Below are 19,541 nucleotides of genomic sequence, written 5' to 3'. Positions count from 1 at the left end.
ACCCGGGACACCACCGACCGTTTCTGTACCGCCGTGTGTCGGGTGTCATCCAACGGACAGCACCCGCAACCTGTCGGCAATGGCACGGGCCTCATGGGCAACCACGGTGTTGCCGGCCCGATTCGCCGAGCGGGCCAGCTTGTCCCAGCGTCGCATCAACGCTGTCGAGCGCGGCACCGACATATGGTGCTCGCGCACGGCGGCAATTCGTGTGTGATTTTCCGGCAGGAACAGGTATGTGCTCAACCAGACCCAGATCAGCTGCGCCTCGACCATCCGAGTGGCGAGCACGTTGTTGTCGGCGAGCGCGGGCCACATCCCCACCACCTCGGCACGCCAGGCCTCGATCATCGCCTGCGTCCGATCCTCGGACAGTTCGATGCTGCACAAGCAGCCCGGGAACGAGACCAGCGCATAGGCGATGTCGAGCATCGCGTCGCGGAAACCCCCCCACTCGTAATCGAGGAATCGCACACCTTCGCCGTTGACGATGATGTTGTCGGGGCACAGGTCCGAGGGGCTGAACGCGCGGAAGCGGCGGCTTTCGAACAATTTCGCGGCACGCGCCACCTGATCGGTCATGTCCGAGGAGACGTCGATACCGAGGATCTCTGAGAGGAGTCTCGGCACGGCAGGCACTGCACGCTCGACCTGTTCGGCAACGGTGTCGTCGCACCGTGCCACCCCGGTGCGTCGCAGTAATGCGGTGAAGTCCTCTTCGCGGCCTACGGTGGCCGCGTGCATCCGGCCCAGCGCCTGCGCCATCGCCATCAACGTGTTGCCGACCGTGTCGGAGTCGGAATGCTCGAGCAATGTACTGATCGGGCTTACGTCACCGAGGTCGCTGAGCACGAGCAGTCGGGCTTCGAGGTCGGATGCGAGCAGTTCCGCACCGGGCCGGCTCTCGGTCGCGAGCGAAGTGGCGAACTGGTAGGAGACAGCCTCGCGAAGGAACGCGCTCGAGCTGTCGCCACCCGGGTCGTCGGGGTCGACGGGCCGGGTTCCGGGCATCCCGGATTCTTCGCGGACCTGCTTGATCACCAGGGTCCGTGGGAGAGAGAACGGATTTTCCGCCACACGTACCCGAAGCACTATTGAGCGGCCACTGCCACCCAGATCGACGGGATCCACCAGCGTTACGGATGCGCCGGTACGGCGGGTGAGCAGCTTCTCAGCTGCGGCAACTACCTCTGAAACTGGGTCTGCCAGCATTGCAGTCATCGTGAACCAACTTACCTGCTAGTCACAAAAATGTTCGAGTCCTTTTCAGGAGCCTCGATGAATTTCAGCACTTGTTTTGATCCGGTGTGGGCACTTCGAGCGAAGCCACATCAACCGTCACCTCAATGGTGCCGTTTCGTGCTCCTGCAGACGCCGCCGCGCACGACTCGTAACGTGGCGGCACTTGCTTAGCTCGCGATATCACCCCCCTTCGGAACCTGCCTACCCTGCGGCCCCACTGACGGGTTCTGCGGCTGCCTCACCCTTCGGCTGAGGTTCAGTCTTCAGCTCTGGGGTGGCGTCGATACCCGATTCCTTGCGCTGCTGAGCGGTGATGGGAGCCGGTGCGGACGTCAACGGGTCGACGCCGCCACCCGACTTGGGGAAGGCAATGACTTCACGAATCGAGTCGACGCCGGCCAACAGGGCGGTGATGCGATCCCAGCCGAACGCGATTCCGCCGTGCGGTGGCGCTCCGAACGCGAACGCGTCGAGGAGGAAACCGAACTTCTCCTCAGCCTCCTCGTGGGAGATGCCCATCACCTTGAACACTCGTTCCTGAACGTCCTTGCGATGGATACGGATACTGCCACCGCCGATTTCGTTGCCATTGCAGACGATGTCGTAGGCGTAGGCGAGCGCCGAGGCCGGATCGGTGTCGAAGGTATCGATCGATTCGGGCTTCGGTGAGGTGAACGCGTGGTGGACAGCAGTCCAGGCGCTGTAGCCGAGGGCGATGTCGCCGCTGGCGGTGGCTTCGGCGGTGGGCTCGAAGAGGGGTGCGTCGACGATCCACACGAACTCCCAGGCGTGCGGGTCTATGAGGTTCTGCCTGTGGGCGATCTCCACTCGCGCAGCACCGAGCAGGGCGCGTGAAGACTTCGTCGTTCCGGCTGCGAAGAAGATGCAGTCACCCGGCTTCGCGCCGACGTGTGCGGCGAGCCCGGCACGCTCACCGTCGGTGAGGTTCTTGGCCACCGGGCCAGCGAGGGTGCCGTCCTCCTTCAGGAGGACGTAGGCCAGACCGCCCGCCCCACGCTGCTTGGCCCACTCCTGCCATGCGTCGAGTTGCCTGCGCGGCTGGCTTGCACCACCGGGCATGACCACCGCACCGACGTACTCCGCCTGGAACACCCGGTAGGTGGTGTCCTTGAAGAACTCGGCGCACTCGACCAGTTCGACGCCGAATCGCAGATCCGGCTTGTCGGTACCGAATCGCCGCATGGCCTCGGCATAGGTCATCCGATGGATCGGGGTCTTGATCTCGTGCCCGACGAGCTTCCACAGCGCGGTGAGCACTTCCTCGGCGAGGAGGATGACGTCGTCCTGGTTGACGAAACTCATCTCGATGTCGAGCTGGGTGAACTCGGGCTGCCGATCCGCGCGGAAGTCTTCGTCGCGGTAACACCGGGCGATCTGGTAGTACCGCTCGATACCACCAACCATGAGCAACTGCTTGAACAACTGGGGGCTCTGCGGCAACGCGTAGAAGCTGCCCGGCTGCAGGCGTGCGGGGACCAGGAAGTCCCTGGCGCCTTCCGGCGTCGAGCGCGTCAGGGTGGGGGTCTCGACCTCGACGAACTCGTGGTGCGCCAATACAGCACGGGCGGCCGCGTTGACCTTCGAACGCAAACGAATGGCATGCCCGGGGCCCTCGCGACGCAGATCCAGATAGCGGTACTTCAGACGCGCTTCCTCACCTGCGTGATCATCGAGCTGGAACGGCAGCGGCGCGCTCTCGTTGAGAACCTCGAGTTCGGCGACATTGACCTCGACTGCCCCTGTGGGGATCTCGAAGTTCTGGTTGCCCGCAGGACGAACCTCGACCACACCCGTCACCTTGATGCAGTACTCCGCACGCAGGCGGTGGGCCTGCTCTGCAGCAGCACCCTCACGGAACACCACCTGCGCCACACCCGAGGCGTCACGTAAATCGATGAAGATCACCCCGCCGTGATCACGACGCCTTGCAACCCACCCGGTGAGGGTGACGGTCTGCTGGGCCTGCTCGGCTCGCAATGAACCGGCGAGATGTGTGCGCAGCACGGGACTTCCTTTCGAAACATGGGCAAGCAACATCCTCAATTGAGATCCTACGGAGATCTCTCACGCGCGCGGCAAACGCATACCCACTTTGGGTGGACGCACACCTATTTCAGGCGTTCCTCGAGGATGGGCGGCGTCGAATTGTCTGCACCGGGGACACCGGTTGCCTGCATCGGGGTACAAGCCCAACCAGTCAGGGTTCGATAACAAGTACCGGCACTTTTGCGTGCTGCACCAAATCGGTGGACACACTACCCATCAGCCTCTTCGAAAGTCCCCGTCCGCGACGGCTGACGACGAGTAGGTCGACATCCTGTTCTTCGGCGAACTTGCGCAACGCCTCACTCGGCGGACCTGCCAGTACCTCGTAGCTCGTCCGCACCCCGGCAACTCGGGAGGCAACTTTCGCCAGACGGCCGGACGCCTCCTCCACCTCGTTCCCGGAGGTCACCTCGCTCGCATCATCGTACGAGACGACCTCGGCGAGGATCACCGTCCCACATCGGCTTCCCATCAGGTCGAGCGCGGCATCGAGGGCTCGCTCCGACTCGGCTGAACCGTCCAGCCCGATCAGCAGTCGTGGCTTGCCAGACGAAGCTCCCACTTCTGGTGACTCCGGGGACTCAGGTCCCACAGCAGCGATCACAGGACGGCGCTCGGCACGTTCGAAGGCGATCGGAACGAACAGGGGCCCCAATATCACCGCGACGATCGTCCAGGTCGGAGAATGTCCACGCCGGGCCATCCACAGCCCGGTAATCAGCCCGATACCAATCCATATAACTATAAAAACGACCACCGCAGTCGAGTTCATTCTTCAACCATAACCGCGGGTCGTCGAGCCCTCTAGCTCCGAATGACACCTTTTCGAAGGACCATTGGCACTACGCGCTCGGCGGCATCGCCAGCGGGCGCCATGGCCAATTCATTCGCATTTGTCACGAAGCAAGACAACCCTTTCCCATCGCTGCGTCAACGCCATTCAGCCCCAGCTGAATTGACATCTCGAGCCCTCCATGCGGCCGGACCGCTCTTGTTGTCTGATCGAGTCCTTCACGAAGGCACCGCATTCCACGGAACTACCGCCTTGTCATTCGCTTGACGTACACGCCATATGCCTCGCCGACACCGACCTCGAGAAACGAAAAACCTTCACCCACCTGCATTCGAACAGCCAACTTCCCACCGCACCTTGAAAACTGACCTTCCAAGCAGATTTTTCGAATTGCGCCCGCCCGAGTTCGCCACCCAGAGACAATTAGGCGATGACCCCAGAGCCCGAGCACGCAGCATCGGCAGGCACGAGCGGAGTCCCCCGACGGGCGTTCCTCGGCGGTGCGGGAACGCTACTAGCGGCGGGAATGGCGAGCGTGGCGGGCGTCGCCGCGAGCGGGAGGCAACCGGCGGCGGCGGAGTCGGCCGGCTCGCTACCGTCCCGCCCGAACATCGTGGTGATCATCACCGATCAGGAGCGGGATCCTATGCACTGGCCCGAGGGCTGGGCGGAACAGAACCTGCCCAACCGCCAGCGGCTGGCGAACCAGGGGCTCACCTTCAACCGGGCCTACTGCAACAGTGCGATGTGCTCCCCGAGCCGGGCCACCTTCTTCACCGGGCTATACCCCGCGCAGCACGGAGTGACCAACACGTTGACCGAGGGCGGCACTTTGTCGCCATCCGAACCGCAGCTGCGCCTCACCGAGCAGAACATGGCCAGACTCTTGGCCTCGGCCGGGTACAACGTCCAGTATCGAGGCAAATGGCACCTGAGTAAGAACGCCGATGGCGGCGAACCCGACAGCGCCGATCTCGCGGCCTACGGATTCGATGGATGGATTCCCCCCGAGTTGGGCCAGGACATCGATCCGGCCCACTTCGGCGGTGGGTGTGCCAACCTCGACCAAGGCGTCGCCGACCAGGCCGCCGACTTTCTCAGGAATCTCGACCCCACCGACACGAGGCCGTTCGCGCTGATCGTCTCACTCGCCAATCCGCACGACATCCTGGCGTACCCGCAGACGTGGGATCAGCTGGATGGTGACTGCGACAACTACGGCTCCGTAGCATCTGCGGCGTTCAATCAGGGAATCGAACTTCCACCCTCCATCGACGAAGTGCTTGCACTCAATTTCAAGCCGAGCGCGCAAGTGCAGTCCCAGCTCCTGCTCGCAGCCGCGTTGGGCCCCTTGGTCGGTGTCGATGCGATGAAGAACTATGTCAACTTCTATGCGTACCTTCAGAAGGTGGTCGACAACCATCTCGGGACCGTGCTCGACGCACTCGACGCCACACCCGGTCTGCGCGAGAACTCGGTAGTCGTCAGGATCTCGGACCACGGCGAGATGGGTTTGTCGCACGGCGGACTCCGGCAGAAGATTTTCAACGTCTACGAGGAAGCGACGAGGGTGCCTCTAGTCATCAGCAATCCGGTGCTCTTTCCCGGACCTGCAAGAACCGACGCGCTGGCGTCTCTCATCGATGTGATGCCTACCCTCGCCACGCTTGCCCACGTCCCCGACCGCTCGGCGTGGAACTTCCTCGGCACCGATCTGGCACCGGTGATCACCGAAGCATCCGCGAGGCCGGGTGAACCCACCACCGGGGTGCAAGACTTCATCCACTTCACCTACGACGACCAGAATCCGGGGGCCCCGGACGGCCAGTTCATCGTGCAGGAACCAAGTCACATCCGCGCCATCTGGAATGACCGTTGGAAATACGCCGTGTACTTCGACCCGGCAGGCGTCGCCGGCCCGCAATACGAAATGTACGACCTGCACGAAGACCCCTACGAGCTCCACAACATGGCCGATCCTCGCAACGTCGGCTTCTACTCCCCCGAGCAGGCGGCGGACATGCACGCGAAACTGATTCAGGTCATGGCCGAGAAGGGGACCACACCGCCGCCGGGAACTTTCTGACACGAGCTGACGCGAGCGTCGCACCCCTGACACGACTGGTCCAGGAGGCGACCGAGTAACGCCGTGGACGCTGGGCGACTGGTTATGCTTCGCCGATGAAATTCGCGCGAACGTCCGCTCGCCTTCTCTTTGCTGTGCTGTTGTCGGCACTTCCTACGGCGATAGCGGCTCCCCCATTCGCATCGGCAACAGCGGCGAACACGATTGCGCAAGCATGCGGAACCCCCTTGGCCGCAGCCGAAATCGACCACATCGTGGCGCTGTCGAATGTCTCGACGCTACCCGCCTCTCCTTCCCTCGAGCGTCTCGAGGACGAGGTCGCTCGACACCAAGAGATCACCGAAATCCTGGTCCGCCATCGCGATTGGCGGGGACTATTCTCGATCGGCCTCGACGCCGTCGAAAGTACGGCCGTCATGCCTATGCAACGCGATCCCGACAGCTTCGGAGATCGCGACTGGGCGCACGCGCTAAGTTCCGACCTGCTGCGGCGCTACCTCGTCAATCTTCATGCCGAGTTCACCGGTGCGCCAGTCGATCCCCATTGGGCGCAGTACTTCACGATGAGCAAGCAGTGCGATTCACCGCCCGCGGAAGTTGCCATGAGAGGTTACAACGCTCATCTCACAGTCGATCTGGCATACGCCGTGGCCGAAGCACAGACCAAACAGACCCATGTTGCCGACTTCTATCGGATCGTGGATTCGATTGCGCTCCAGGCCGACACGATCATCGACAGGACCCGCGACGTCTACAGCGCCGATCTGGGGCCGATGTGGCGCTTCTACGTTCTCGGTGAGGGTCTCGATCGACTGGTGGGCGAGGACGCCGGCTCCGAGGCGCTCCTCCGTGCGGCCGACAGCGGATACAACACGGTCACGCTCGCCCACGGTTTCGCGCTGCAGGACCCGCGGACCGCACCGATGGCTGAGACGTCGATCGCTTCACTGCACGAGTCGGTCGGCGGGGCGATCGGGGTTCTGTCAGATCTCGGCGGACTGTAACTCACGCACCCCAACGGACTTCTCGGCTGGTGGAGCAACGGGCTTGGAAGTGATCTACTGGTGGCATGCCTCTCCACGGCGAATACGAACCCAGCCCCTCGAAGTTCATCCTCAGGGGGCAGGAGATTGTCGTAGCTGATCAGGTCGAACTCTACGAGAAATCGGGAGGCGCGGAGGGCGCGCTCACCCAGGGAAGACCGACTGTGCTGATGACGAGCAGGGGCGCAAAGTCCGGCAAACTACGCAAGACCCCGCTGGCACGCATCGAACACGACGGTGAATACGCAATCGTTGGCACTCACCGCGGCGCGACGAAGAATCCGGACTGGTACTACAACCTGCTCGCCGATCCCCACGTCGAACTGCAAGACGGCCCGAATCTACGCGACATGATCGCCCGTGAGGTAACGGGAGACGAGAAGACCCTCTGGTGGGATCGAGCGCTGCAGCTCATCCCGTCGATTGCCGGGTACAAAGAGAAGGCTGGACGCGAGATACCTGTCTTCGTTCTCGCGCCGGAGGTTCCGAACTCTTAGTAGAGGGGCGGCCGCGTTCACGCAATTCTTCGCACGTACGGCACTAACAGGGCTGCGGATCCGGCATGCGGATGCATGATGGACCTATGACGACGCTGGATCCGGCGGTTCTGGATCAACTCATCGACGCGTTGCCCAAAGGCGCGGTTCTCACCGATCCGGACATTACCGCCGGCTACCGCCAGGACTCAGCCTCCGACCCAGGCGCAGGCACCCCGATCGCGGTGGTCCGGGCCACCTGCACCGAGGACGTGCAGGCCGTGATGCGCTGGGCGTCGCAGCATCGGGTACCCGTGGTTCCGCGCGGCGCAGGCTCGGGGGTATCAGGTGGATGCAGCGCCGTCGACGGAGGGATCGTCCTGAGCACCGAACGGATGAGAGAGGTCACCGTCGATCCGGTTGCCCGCGTCGCGGTCACCCAACCAGGGCTGCTCAACTCCGAGGTGAAGAAGGCCGCCGCCGAGCACGGACTCTGGTATCCGCCGGACCCGTCGTCGGTCGAGATCAGCTCGATCGGTGGCAACGCCGCCACCAACGCGGGCGGGTTGTGCTGCGTCAAGTACGGCGTGACCGCAGACTACGTGCTCGGGATGCAGGTGGTCCTCGCCGACGGCAGCGCCGTGCGTCTCGGTGGACCGCTACTCAAAGACGTCGCCGGACTGTCGTTGACAAAGCTGTTCGTCGGCAGTGAGGGCACGCTCGGGATCATCACCGAACTCACAATGCGACTGATCCCCGCGCAACCACCCGCGTCGACCGTGGTCGCATCTTTCCCGTCAGTCGACTCGGCCGCTGACGCCGTCCTCGCCATTACCGGCCAGATCCGCCCCGCGATGCTCGAACTCATGGACCACGCAAGCATCAACGCCGTCGAGGATGGCGTCCGCATGGGTTTGGACCGCAACGCCCGCGCGTTGCTGCTCGCCCAGTCCGACTCCCCCGGCTCTGCCGGTGCACACGAGATCGAGACCATAGTCGCAGCCTGCGAAACGCATGGCGCGACAGAGGTGTTCGCCACCGATGACACTGCGGAGGGTGAAGCGTTTACCCTCGCCCGCCGGGCCGTCTTCCCCAGCCTTCGGGCAATGGGCAGTGTCCTAATCGAGGACGTCGGGGTACCTATGCGGCAGTTGCCTGCGCTCGTTACCGGTGTCGAAACGATCGCCGAGGAGTGCAACATTCTTATCGGTACCGTCGCACATGCCGGCGACGGCAACGCCCACCCCCTGATCGTCTACGACGCCACCGACCCCGGCGCGACCGAACGCGCCCACGTCGCCTTCAACCGCGTCATGAATCTCGTGCTTTCGCTAGACGGCACCATCACCGGCGAACACGGCATCGGACGGCTCAAGCGGGACTGGCTGCCGAGACAACTCGGTGAGGACGCCATGGAACTGAACCGGAGGATCAAGGCGGCGCTCGATCCACTGGGGATCCTCAACCCGGGCGCGGTGTTCGCCTGACCCAGTCGACCCATCGGTGTGTTCGGGGTCGACGCCGTTGCACCGTCCGGGGGCGGCCGGTGCTGTTCATGCGGCCGGAACCGGATAAGGTGGCGGCGCGTCATATGGGTCGAGGCGGGTGCAGGCCGCGTCGTGTCGAGGGGGGATTTGTGAACGAGCTGATCTATGTCCCGGATCCGGAGTACTTCCAGGGCGACGAGTGGACCCCTGAGAGGTTGTACGACCTTGCGCAGTCGATGTCTCCGGCGACCATCGAGCAGGTGCAGGGCACGTGGCGCACGCTCGGTGAGGACGCTTCCACCGAGATCACCGCGTTCGTCGACGGGATCCGGCGAGAAATCGGTACCAGTTGGCAAGGTCCCGCGGCAAGCAACGCGGACAGCCAAGCAAGCGACTACGCGAGAAGCGCCGATCCGACGAGGTCACAGCTCCACGGAGTGGCTAGCGCCCTCGATCCGATCTACCAGGCCGCCACCCAACTCAAAGGTGGAGCGGTACCCGACGTTCAGGGTCTGAACTGGTACGACAATCTGACCCCCTGGCTGTCGAATTCGGACCAGGAGTACTACCGCCGCCACGGCGAGGCACTCGACGCGATGAACAACATCTACCGCCCCGGTGTGCAAGACACCGACCGAGAAGTGCCTGTGTTCGATCAACTCGAAGACGTTGTCAATTCTCCCGATCCGACGTGGCCGCCCCCGGAACACCGACGCCCGAGTGCGAGCGGTGGTACCGGCGATCCCGGTGCTGCACCGATCGCATCGCCCGAATCCGGTCAGGGCGACAGCGTCCCTGCCCAGGGCCAGGCCGGTCCGCCACCGTGGGCAGGTGAGAATCCAGCGTCCACCACGGCCGCGTCCGCCGTAGGCAGCCCAACGCCCTCGGGTATGCCGATGTCGGGCGACACACCCAGGCCGGGCAGCAATCCCGGCATCGGTGGCGGTGGTCTCGGCGGTGGCGGAGGCGGAGTGGTCGGCGGGGTACCCGCAGGTGGGGGGTTCACCGGAAGGGTTCCCGGCGCCATTCCAAGTGCGGGAGGGGCTGCCGGAGGTAGGGCCGGTGGACTCACCGGTGCGCCAGGTGCGGGTGTGCGGGGGCCAGGGATGATGGGCGGCGGCATGATGGGCGCACCCGGAGCCCGTGGCGGCAATGACGGCGACAAGGAACACAAAACCCCCGGCTACCTGATCACCCTCGACAACGGAAACGAACTGATAGGGAAGTTCCCTGCTGTGGCACCGCCGGTGATCGGGGCATGAACATGCGCAACTGGCAGCTCCGCGGCGAGCAGTTCGGGGCGTTGTGGGCGGCAACCGGACAGGATCGTCCGCCGTTCCCGTTCAGCCTGATCAGCCCTGCCCGCACCTACAGCGCATTCGAGCACGAGCAGAACCAGATCCGGGAAGCATTCGCCGCTGACGACCGCCAGAATGTGCTTGCCGCAGTCGATGTCCTCGCTGAACCCGAGGTATTCGTGGAAGTCTTCGGCGAGACCGCAGACGGGCAGCCGATCAGGATCATCGGGGCGCAACTGCAGCGATGGTGCGCGATCGCGGTGCAGCAGCCCGGTTCGACACCCGCCGTGGGTGGCGACGTCGTCCTGGGCGCTGGCATCACCGACGATCTGGCCTCACTGTTGATCGGTCTGATCCCACAGAACGCGCCCGGACGCCGCACCTTCGCCCGCCGCGACGAGCCCGAGCCCGACTACTTCTCGCAGGGCATTCTCCGTAGCGCCGACACCGCGCCCTCCGCACCCAAGCTCGAAAATGCAATGCGGAAGGGCTACGCCGGCAGCGGCACGATCAGAGTCCTTCAGGGTCCGCGGCACGTGCGTGGCGAACTGGGCAGGATGCGCTGGATCGACACCGCCGGCGACGGACGGTACCTCGTCGGTCCGCGCGACCCGAACGCCGCAACAGCGGCCGGTCCTGAATTGCTGGTGCGCACGCTGTCATCTCTGGTCGGCGAGGGACTTCGACTGCAGCGCGAGATGGCCGAGCACCGTTGGTAACGAACGAAATACGCACCGAGGGGTATCTATGACAAACCCGGAGACACCACCGGTACCCGAGCCGGACCAAGACCCCGCCCCGCAGGGCACGGAGTGGCCGAAGATCACCGCGGCAGCCCTGAGCGAGGTGTACTTGCGCGTCGATCCGGAGGGGCTGCGGCGGTGCATCAGCATGTGCGAGGCTCACGCGGACGCAATGTTCGAAATGGCTGATCGCGCCGGACGAGAACTGTGGATCGAGACCCTGGGGATCGGTGAGCATGAGTTGGAATCGGCCAGGCTGCTGACCCAAAAATTCAACGACAAGGCCGTCGGCGGCGGCAAGATCGCCTTCGAGAGCTCCGCGGTTGGACTCCTCCAGTCCCACGCGAACTACGCGCTGGACATGAAGGCAACGTTTGAGGCCGTACTACGGCGCTACGAAGAACAGGAAGGTATTGCCGCCAGCAGCCTCGGCCGAATCGGAGACAACCTGTGAGAGCACGACAAGAACGATCCCGGACTGGCGCGGTAGCCGCCGTCGCGGCGGTGTCCCTGTTGGCTGGCTGCGGAAACCCCCCCGACGGGGAGCCGGTCGCCGAATCTATTCCACGGTTGACGTTTCACCCTTGCGACGGAATCGGGCCCGACGCCCGGGTTGCCGCGGGAATCGACGGCAAAGTACCTGTGCGGTTTGAGGATCGGGAGGAGCCGTACCAGGACTGGGCCTGCTCATTCCGTTTGGATGATCCATACTCGTCGGTGGTGGTGTCGTCCGCCGGAAAACTCCTGTCGAAGTCCGAGAACGACAAACGCCTCACCCTAGTGGAGGACACACAGATCGGTGAGCATCGCACCCTCGTACACGACTTCCCGGGTGGGCTGCAGTGTGTGGCGTCGGTCGACTTCGACAACGCTGTCCTCGAGATCATGGTTATGTACAAGCGGGTAGGGGTCGAAACCGCCGACCAGGCGTGCCCGCTGGCGTTGAAAGTGGCCCAAGACCTGTCCCCCTGGTTCCCGGAGCACCTGTGACCCAGGCCCTTACAGGTCAGCGGGAGGCTGTAAGAGCTCGCCTCCGACCCACCGGGTTCGTTGCGGCAACCGCACTCGCACTAGCCACGTTGCTGGCCGGATGCGGGAATTCCCTGCCGGCGAACCTGTCGCGGAACCGATTCCGCGGTTGACGTTTCACCCCTGTGACGGCTTCGGCCCCGACGCCCACGCCGCTGCCGGAATCGAAGGCAAGGTACCCAAGCGGTTCTAGGACCGAGCGGAGCGGTACCCGAGCTTGGGCCTGCTCATTCCGTTCGAATGATCCGTACTTCGGTGTAGTGCTGCCGCGATCAGCGCCACCGGGATCAATGGCAAAACCATTCTGTCCTGTTCCCCCTTGTGTTCCGTTGTTGCAGTCATTGTGCCATTCATGAATGGCAGTTCGTCGCGTTCACGGTGAACTCCCCGGGGGCGGTCGGATGAGTTGTCTCCTACCACTCCGAGCTCGCGGCGGTGCACCCCAGGTTGAAGTCGAACAGACCACCCGAGTTGAGGGGTCTGGATGTCCGCGGTACCGAGTCCTGGCCCGTTTCGCGGGGCGGGCACAGGGTCAGTCAAGATAATCGGGTACGGGGAGTTCCGCGGCACGCTGAACCACCTCGAGGTGCCGTCCCGACGCTCCTTCGTGGACGACATCCGGGAGGTACAAAGCCTCCTCCGGAACCGCCCACGCCAGCGGTGTGTAGACGTCCGTACCGGATTCCCCGTTGAACGAGAACACCACGTACAGTCGGGTCCTGCACCACTGCCACGCTGCCCGCAGAGCATCGCGTTCCTCCGGCAGCAGGTTCCACGGCCCGTCCACGGTGCCCTCAGTCATGTAGTGCGCGCCGAGGATGTCCGGCCCCGCGTCGAGAGACGACACGAACGCTTCCCTCGCCGCAATCCTCTCGACTGGGTTGTCGCGAGCCGGCACGTGCGGCATCGGGCCACGCAGCGTCGGACACAGCTGCTTCGCACGCTCGAACAGCAACCTGTGCACCGGATTCCGTGGATGCTCCGGCGCAATGTGTGTCACCGCACCATTTGCCTCACGCCACCTCACCATTCCGAGTCGCGCGCCCGTTGCTGACAACGCAGCGAGGCTGCGTTCGGTGCCGCTCTCGTCGGAGATCTCGAAGCGAATGGTGCTCGAGTCGAACACGTCCCGTACCACCGGCACCGTCAGGTCGAACGTCATTGTGGACACTTCCCCCGTATCGGCGAACAGCACCGGGTAGACGGCTACACCAATCTTCCGTTGCCGCTCCCGAGAGCCACGCACCTGATGTCCGGTGACGATCATCTGCCGTCCCTCGCTGAGCACCACATCTCCAACGTCGAGCACGTCGGGGTCGGTGTCCGACGTGATTAGCGGCTGCTCACGCACCCACTCCGTCAGCAGCCGATGCAGCGGATGCAGCGGGTTTGCAGGCTCGATTCCGTGGATCGAACCGTCGCCGGACCACCAGGTCACCTCACCGGCAGCGGATCTGGACCCGGCACTGGTCACTGCCCGCGCTGTCCTCAGCCCCTCACCACGGCTCCTCACCTCGAAGCGATACCGGCTGGCGTCGAACAGCGTCCGGCGCCATTGCGTTTCTGCATCGAGAATCATCGTCTCGGATCTGCCTAGGTCGCCCTCGGTAGCGACTGTCCAAAACCTTCGGCCGTCTGGGTCGGTGTACGACTGTGGGCAACCCACGACCACTCTCATCCCACGGAGCAGTATCAGATCACCTGGAACAAGATCGTCCGGGTCGGGAGTCCAGCGCACTGCCGGGTCCGGTACCTTCAGGATCGGGCACGATTCCTGGGCGCACGAGATCAGTAGCTGGCGAAGAGGATCGTGTGGACTACGTGGTGAAATGTCGAGGACGACCCCGTCACTCTTACGCCATGACACCTCCCCGACCCGGCGCCCCTTCAACCATGCATTGATCTGCCCTCGACCGTCCACAGGTGTATCGAACTCGAACTCGTATCGACTGCCGCGGAACGGAACGCGGTGCACATGGGAATTGGCGTCGAGAACGATACGAGTCGGCCGTTGATCGTCGAGAACCACTTCGACGATATGAAACGTCGCACCGCGCGAATCGGTGTACTGCTGCGGTCGACCCACGACGAGTGTCCGCGACCCGATCCCATAAATGCGAATCAGATCTCCCACGGCGAGATCGCCGAAGTCGGCGATCTCCCCCCGTTCGCCAGCGCCGGGAGCCTCATCATCGATCGTCACTTTCCCACCTCTCCGCCCGTTGCGGCTACGCAGTCGACGGAAAGTTACGCCACCGAACCGACACATCGGTGCGACCACGACACGGTCGACGCCCGACTCCCCTCCGTTCTCTTCCCCCAACGACTCCCGCCTCCACCGATATCTCCTCAGTTTCGTCTCCCACCTGTGTGGAAGTACGGCAACGATGTGCGAGAAGGTATCGGCTATGACCAGACGCTCTACCGCATGGCGTCCTCGAGGAGTCCGGTTCGGCTGGTGGTGATGGTCAGTCCCACGTTGATGACGGTGACGTCGACCGCCAGGTCGTCGGCCTGGTCGAGCAACGTAGTCACGGTCAGCTGCGTCAAAAAACTGCCGGGAATCGTGGGTGATGACTACGTAACAGTTGGTGGCGGACACCGTCCATTGTTCGGCCGTGTACACGCCCCGGACGAACGCCGATGGGTGGCCCTGATACGGAACGCGATTCGACTCGTGCTCACGCCATTCCGGAAGGCGTCGGGAATCGGCGAAGGCACAGTTCAACAGTAGCTCGACATCGACAGCCGTGGAGAGTTCGCCCTGCAGGAGCACCGCATTGGAGCACCAATTCTTGGAGGTGTTCGTGGGATTGGCCAGGACGGTGTAGGCGCCAGGCACTGCTTCGGGTGGGGCGAGTTCCCAACCGGGCAGTTGCGGAATCGCCACGGTCACAGTGTCAGCAGCGTCCGGGTGGCAGGGCGTGCACGCCACCTGGCGAGCGTCGAGGTACTCCTGCACAGTCATCGTGTCTGACCCGGTGCGGAGTTCAGGCATCTGGCGCCCCTTTCTTCGCCAGTCGTGCTGCGCGGAATCGTTCACGCAATGGTGGCGGCGTGAGGAGTTCACGGGCGTCGGGACCGGCAACGATGCCGCGTTGGTCGGGATTGTCCTTCAGGAATAAGAGCAGGGAGAGCAGGGTATTCGGCTCGGCGACGTGCAGGTGTGCGGCAATTGTCACGTGCTCGTCTGAATCGAGTGGCAAGCGCATCGATGGCGGCACGACTGCAACAGTCTGCAGTTTGATGAGGGGGTTACGCACTTCGTGCCAGCTGCTGCGGACGACCAGCGAATCAGCAGTGATCGACCCGATCTCATCCCACGTGAGAAATTTGTCGAACGTCTTGATGGACAGACCCCGCCACTTCCGGGCGTGACGGCGGATGCCGTTGGGGTAGACACTGATCACGGTGGGTGTTCGGAAGATTAGAAGCAACACGATAGTTGCCACTGCGACGCCTCCGATGATCAACACGTACAGGGCGCCGGCACCACTGTCCCGGCCGGCAGGCATCAGCGACTCTCCCATACCGAAATACCAGGATGCTGCGGCCGTCAGGCAATACACACCCACGCCCCCGAGCATGACAACCATGAGTGGGACGGCGTTGCCCATTGGGATTTGAATGCCGATGCCGTGCACGTCGGTGCAATGTTTGATCTTGCGGGACAACCCGATCGAACGAAACCCAGCATTCTCGAGACCGATAAAGAACACGCAAACCATCAGCACAGCGCCCCCCGCGAACCCGAGGGCAAACCCCAAGTCGTCGGCGGCCACGCCGTCGATCGCAACCCGCACCATCAATCCGGCAGCGGGAATCGTGAGGACGGAGAAGGCGAGTGCTCCATACCGAAGCCGCTGCGGCCACTGTTGTTCCAAATCACCCGAAACAGTCGGCAGCTTTGCCGATTTCTCAATCGCCACTTCGTCAATCTCCATCCCCGGTGAGCACCTTTCGTGCGATTAGACCCTGTCCAACTTTTGCGGGATTCTCACCGTGGTCGCAATCCTTCATTTCCAGACCCCTTGAATGCCCTTCGACATGACCCACGTCACCCCACCACCGATCGCTGCCCCTAGTCCGATACCCACGGCCGTGCCAACTCCAGGAGCGATCGCTGTGCCGATCACTTCTCCGAACTTGGTCCTGGCGTAGGAGCCTGCAGCGGAACCAACCGGCGATCCCACGCTTTCCGATTCAACTGACGGTGATGGTCAATCCCACGTTGATGACGGTGACGTCAACCTCGAGGTCGTCGGCCTGGTCGAGCAGGGTGGTCACGGTCAGCTGTGTCAAGAATTGCCGAGAACCGCGGGTGATCACGACGTAACGGGTGGTGGTGGACACGGTCCATTGTTCGGCGGTATACACGCCCCGGACGAACGCCGATGGGTGGCCCTGATACGGAACACGGTTCGACTCGTGCTCACGCCATTCCGGAAGGCGTCGGGAATCGGTGAAGGCACAGTTCAACAGTTGCTCGGCGTCGACGGCCGTGGAGAGTTCACCGTGCAGGAGCACTGCATTGGGACACCAATAATCGGAGATGTGCGCGGGACTGACAAGGACGGTGTAGGCGCCGGGTGCTGCTTCGGATGGGGCGGGTTCCCATCCGGGGAGTTGCGGAATCGCGACGGTCACCGGATCCGCGGCGTCCGGGTGGCAGGGCGTGCACGTCACCTGGTGAACGTCGAGAAATTCCCGCACGGTCATCCTGTCCGACCCTGTAGGGAGTTCACGCATCGGAGGCAGCCTTCTTCGCCAGGCGTGCGGCGCGGAATCGTTCGCGCAGCGGTGGGGGCGTAAGGAGTTCGAAGGCGTCGGGCTGGGCGACGATGTCGCGCTGGTCGGGGTTGTCCTTCAAAAAACGGAGGAGGGACAGCAGGGTGTTCGGCTCAGCTACGAACAGTTTGGCCATCAGAGTGATCTCATCGGTGCCATCGAACTTGAGGAGCATGTCGGCCGGAATATTTGAGCTGTTCTGTAGCTTGATTAGAGGATGGTGAATCGCAGATGATCCGCTGTTGACTACAGTCTCGTCGGCGACCACATTATCGATATCGTTCCACGACAGAAAAGTTTCAAAGCGTCTCACCGAGAAAGCTACCCGCTTCCTGGTGTCTCGACTGACGCCGGACGGATAGATGCCGATTACCGTAGACGTTCGGAACAAGAGGAGAGCTGTGGCGATCACCAATGCACCCACGCAAAGAATCACCATGTACGTTCGTCCGGTCTCCGTATCTCGGCCCGCTGGCAGCAGCTTGCTTCCCAAACCGGAGTAGGAGGCGATCACGGCGGCCAGCGCGTACATGCTGCAGCCGATGAACATGGCGCTCAGAGTCACCAGGCCCACGCGTCCCGTCGGAATCTGTATCCCTTCTCCGTATTCGCTTCGAGAACGGGTAATTCTGCGTGACAGCCCGACCCAACGAAATCCGGCAAGCATGATCGTGGTGAGCACCAAGCCCACGAAGAGAATGAGCCCGCCTGCGGACCCGGCTGCGATGCCCGATTCCTCATGACGAACATCTGCAATTGTAGAGAACGCCAACACCACGGCCAGCATGGACATGAGCACAGCGAGTATGAGCCAAGCGATGCGAAGACTCTGTGGCCACACTGTGGGCGGCGGGTTATCCATCGAAGACTTGGGGTTTGTTAGGGATGACTCGGCAATCATGTTCTCAGCTCTCCTAGTTCACAACTTCCTCGGTGGACTGCTGCACTACTTCCAAAAGTCCCAGTGACGTTGAATTGTCTTCGATGTCCACCATGTCGCGACGCCGCCGGCCACTGCGCCGACGACCAGTCCCGCGGCAGTGCCCGCGCCGGGAACGAATGAACCCATAGCGGCGCCAGCTACCGCGGCAGCTCCGATTCCGGCGAGTGTGCCGCCGCCCTCGGACACGACTGCTTCCGTTGTGCTCATGCCCCCCTTGATGTCATTCATGATGGCGGGCACGGTACCGACGACGGCACCGAGCGGGCCGAGGCCCCGCCCGATGTTCCGCGCCACGTCGTCGGTATAGGCGGCCGCGGAAGCTTTCGCGGCACTTTTGAGGGCCTCGCCGGTCTTGTCTGTCATCACCCCGATCGTCGATGCGGCGATGGTCGACGGCCAGTCGGGCACCATGGTGAACCCTCCGTCACCGTGGTCGACCACATTGCCCGGCACCGCGGCCTTCCCCGCCTGTTGCAGTGCGTCGATTGCGCCTGGATGCGGTTGGCGGCGTCGATGGCAGCATCGCGCGCCTGCCTGAGCGCATCCACGACAACGAGGGTGAGTTCGGCGGCCTCCTTCTCGATCCGCAACCGGGCGGCGTCGCGGGTGTGCTCCGGGGCTAGGGCGAGCCAGGCGATGAGCGCAGCAGGGTCAACCCATCCGTCGTCTTCGACGTTGAATCCGCGTCCCCGCGCGTCGGAAACGACGGACACCAGATGCGATCGCGCACCGTCGACGATCCCGGCCGTACCCCGATACTGTTCGGCGAGATCCGACAGGGCACCGGCCACCGCGCCGCCCAACGATTTTTCCTGAACCACCCGCGTGGCCGCAGCGGTGGCCGCGGCGCCGCTCCACGTTTCGGCGAGCGCATCCTGCTCGATCATCAGGCCCGCGAATCGTTCGTCGAGGTCGGCGACGATCCATCGATGCTCGCGGCGGTCGATCGCAGCGATTCGGGCGTCCACCGGATCACCTCGGGGACGGTCGGGCTCACGACGGAACATCCATGGCACTCAACATGCCGGTGAAGTCGGCCTCGGACACCTCGTACTTACCTGCCGTGCCCTCCGCGATCTCGGACACCTCCATCAACCGGAGGTGCAGGTTCCTCAGCGCCGCGGAGGTCTCCTGCGTTCCGGCCACACAGACCTTGGCGAACTCGGTTCCCGGCAGCGCCAACTCGGAGTCGGCGAACGGGGTGCTCACATCGATGCCGGCGATCGATTCGGAAACACCGCTGACCGCATCGGCGAACCCCCGCAGCCTCTCGACGTCAACGTTCAATCAACGGCCTTGCCCTCGGATCGGTCACCCCGGCGGACAACCTAGCAGCACAACAGCATATACACCGGAGGGCAGGCACAGACTCCAGGATCCAGCGGGGTCACGTGCCCTCGTACACGTGTAGTCGGGCATCACGCCGGCAGGACTCCGTCGAAGGTTCATAGGAGCGTGGTATCGGCCGCGAACGAAATTGCAGGTGCCATCGTGAACCCGGCCACACCACTACCGAGGAATCGCTGGCCCGCCGCACGCTGGCTGC

General features: G+C 63.4%; 19 protein-coding genes and 1 pseudogene. 8 read left to right on the top strand and 12 right to left on the bottom strand.

What is annotated here, in order from left to right:
• Window positions 1–45 precede the first annotated feature (45 nt).
• The 3 genes from AB0I57_RS08005 to AB0I57_RS07995 all read right to left on the bottom strand — a co-directional run bounded on the left by AB0I57_RS08005 (window position 46) and on the right by AB0I57_RS07995 (window position 4,081).
• A complete protein-coding gene (locus AB0I57_RS08005) occupies window positions 46–1,221 on the bottom strand; it encodes a kinase (protein ID WP_358332228.1) in 1,176 nt (391 codons plus the stop codon).
• A 222-nt stretch (window positions 1,222–1,443) separates the two neighbouring features.
• On the bottom strand, window positions 1,444–3,267 hold the full coding sequence (gene aspS / locus AB0I57_RS08000) for an aspartate--tRNA ligase (protein WP_358332225.1): 1,824 nt from the start codon (window positions 3,265–3,267) through the stop codon (window positions 1,444–1,446).
• Between the two features lie 193 nt (window positions 3,268–3,460).
• Window positions 3,461–4,081 (bottom strand): universal stress protein, encoded by a 621-nt coding sequence (locus tag AB0I57_RS07995; RefSeq protein WP_358332222.1) that lies wholly within the window; start codon window positions 4,079–4,081, stop codon window positions 3,461–3,463.
• A gap of 451 nt (window positions 4,082–4,532) precedes the next feature.
• Between AB0I57_RS07995 and AB0I57_RS07990 the strand changes: the two genes are divergently transcribed.
• From AB0I57_RS07990 to AB0I57_RS07955, 8 genes are all read left to right on the top strand, one after another.
• Window positions 4,533–6,188 (top strand): sulfatase-like hydrolase/transferase, encoded by a 1,656-nt coding sequence (locus AB0I57_RS07990; protein WP_358332219.1) that lies wholly within the window; start codon window positions 4,533–4,535, stop codon window positions 6,186–6,188.
• Window positions 6,189–6,283: 95 nt separating this feature from the next.
• Entirely contained in the window at window positions 6,284–7,192 is a 909-nt protein-coding gene (locus AB0I57_RS07985; protein ID WP_358332216.1) for a DUF5995 family protein, read from the top strand.
• Window positions 7,193–7,257: 65 nt separating this feature from the next.
• A complete protein-coding gene (locus AB0I57_RS07980; RefSeq protein WP_358332213.1) occupies window positions 7,258–7,728 on the top strand; it encodes a nitroreductase family deazaflavin-dependent oxidoreductase in 471 nt (156 codons plus the stop codon).
• Window positions 7,729–7,814: 86 nt separating this feature from the next.
• A complete protein-coding gene (locus AB0I57_RS07975; protein WP_358332211.1) occupies window positions 7,815–9,194 on the top strand; it encodes an FAD-linked oxidase C-terminal domain-containing protein in 1,380 nt (459 codons plus the stop codon).
• A gap of 149 nt (window positions 9,195–9,343) precedes the next feature.
• The gene (locus AB0I57_RS07970; protein ID WP_358332208.1) at window positions 9,344–10,456 is read left to right on the top strand and encodes a hypothetical protein; all 1,113 of its coding nucleotides are present in this window, start codon (window positions 9,344–9,346) and stop codon (window positions 10,454–10,456) included.
• The gene (locus tag AB0I57_RS07965; protein ID WP_358332205.1) at window positions 10,453–11,211 is read left to right on the top strand and encodes an ESX secretion-associated protein EspG; all 759 of its coding nucleotides are present in this window, start codon (window positions 10,453–10,455) and stop codon (window positions 11,209–11,211) included. Before AB0I57_RS07970 ends, AB0I57_RS07965 begins: the two co-directional genes overlap by 4 nt.
• 28 nt (window positions 11,212–11,239) lie before the next feature.
• Window positions 11,240–11,689, top strand: coding sequence for a hypothetical protein (locus tag AB0I57_RS07960; protein WP_358332202.1), 450 nt, complete (start codon window positions 11,240–11,242; stop codon window positions 11,687–11,689).
• Entirely contained in the window at window positions 11,686–12,225 is a 540-nt protein-coding gene (locus tag AB0I57_RS07955; RefSeq protein WP_358332199.1) for a DUF3558 domain-containing protein, read from the top strand. Before AB0I57_RS07960 ends, AB0I57_RS07955 begins: the two co-directional genes overlap by 4 nt.
• 571 nt (window positions 12,226–12,796) lie before the next feature.
• Here AB0I57_RS07955 and AB0I57_RS07950 read toward each other — a convergent pair.
• The 9 genes and pseudogenes from AB0I57_RS07950 to AB0I57_RS07910 all read right to left on the bottom strand — a co-directional run bounded on the left by AB0I57_RS07950 (window position 12,797) and on the right by AB0I57_RS07910 (window position 19,282).
• A complete protein-coding gene (locus AB0I57_RS07950) occupies window positions 12,797–14,467 on the bottom strand; it encodes a hypothetical protein (RefSeq protein ID WP_358333334.1) in 1,671 nt (556 codons plus the stop codon).
• Between the two features lie 366 nt (window positions 14,468–14,833).
• Window positions 14,834–15,232, bottom strand: a pseudogene (locus AB0I57_RS07945) (LpqN/LpqT family lipoprotein); the annotation flags it as partial.
• Between the two features lie 22 nt (window positions 15,233–15,254).
• A complete protein-coding gene (locus AB0I57_RS07940; protein WP_358332196.1) occupies window positions 15,255–16,208 on the bottom strand; it encodes a hypothetical protein in 954 nt (317 codons plus the stop codon).
• A gap of 72 nt (window positions 16,209–16,280) precedes the next feature.
• Entirely contained in the window at window positions 16,281–16,457 is a 177-nt protein-coding gene (locus AB0I57_RS07935; protein ID WP_358332193.1) for a hypothetical protein, read from the bottom strand.
• 10 nt (window positions 16,458–16,467) lie between these two features.
• Complete coding sequence (locus AB0I57_RS07930; protein ID WP_358332190.1) at window positions 16,468–16,983, bottom strand: LpqN/LpqT family lipoprotein; 516 nt, start codon at window positions 16,981–16,983, stop codon at window positions 16,468–16,470.
• A 22-nt stretch (window positions 16,984–17,005) separates the two neighbouring features.
• A complete protein-coding gene (locus tag AB0I57_RS07925; protein WP_358332187.1) occupies window positions 17,006–17,845 on the bottom strand; it encodes a hypothetical protein in 840 nt (279 codons plus the stop codon).
• Between the two features lie 153 nt (window positions 17,846–17,998).
• Window positions 17,999–18,358 (bottom strand): hypothetical protein, encoded by a 360-nt coding sequence (locus AB0I57_RS07920; RefSeq protein ID WP_358332184.1) that lies wholly within the window; start codon window positions 18,356–18,358, stop codon window positions 17,999–18,001.
• Window positions 18,358–18,963 carry a hypothetical protein gene (locus tag AB0I57_RS07915; RefSeq protein ID WP_358332181.1) on the bottom strand — a complete coding sequence of 202 codons (606 nt, stop codon included), beginning with the start codon at window positions 18,961–18,963 and terminating at the stop codon, window positions 18,358–18,360. Before AB0I57_RS07915 ends, AB0I57_RS07920 begins: the two co-directional genes overlap by 1 nt.
• A gap of 25 nt (window positions 18,964–18,988) precedes the next feature.
• Window positions 18,989–19,282, bottom strand: coding sequence for a hypothetical protein (locus AB0I57_RS07910; protein ID WP_358332178.1), 294 nt, complete (start codon window positions 19,280–19,282; stop codon window positions 18,989–18,991).
• Between the last annotated feature and the right edge of the window lie 259 nt (window positions 19,283–19,541).

This window comes from Rhodococcus sp. NPDC049939 (assembly GCF_040656415.1).
In the GTDB taxonomy this organism is placed as follows: domain Bacteria; phylum Actinomycetota; class Actinomycetes; order Mycobacteriales; family Mycobacteriaceae; genus Rhodococcus_F.
The sequence above is the reverse complement of the archived record's forward strand: the minus strand, read 5'-3'. Positions and strand labels throughout refer to the sequence as shown.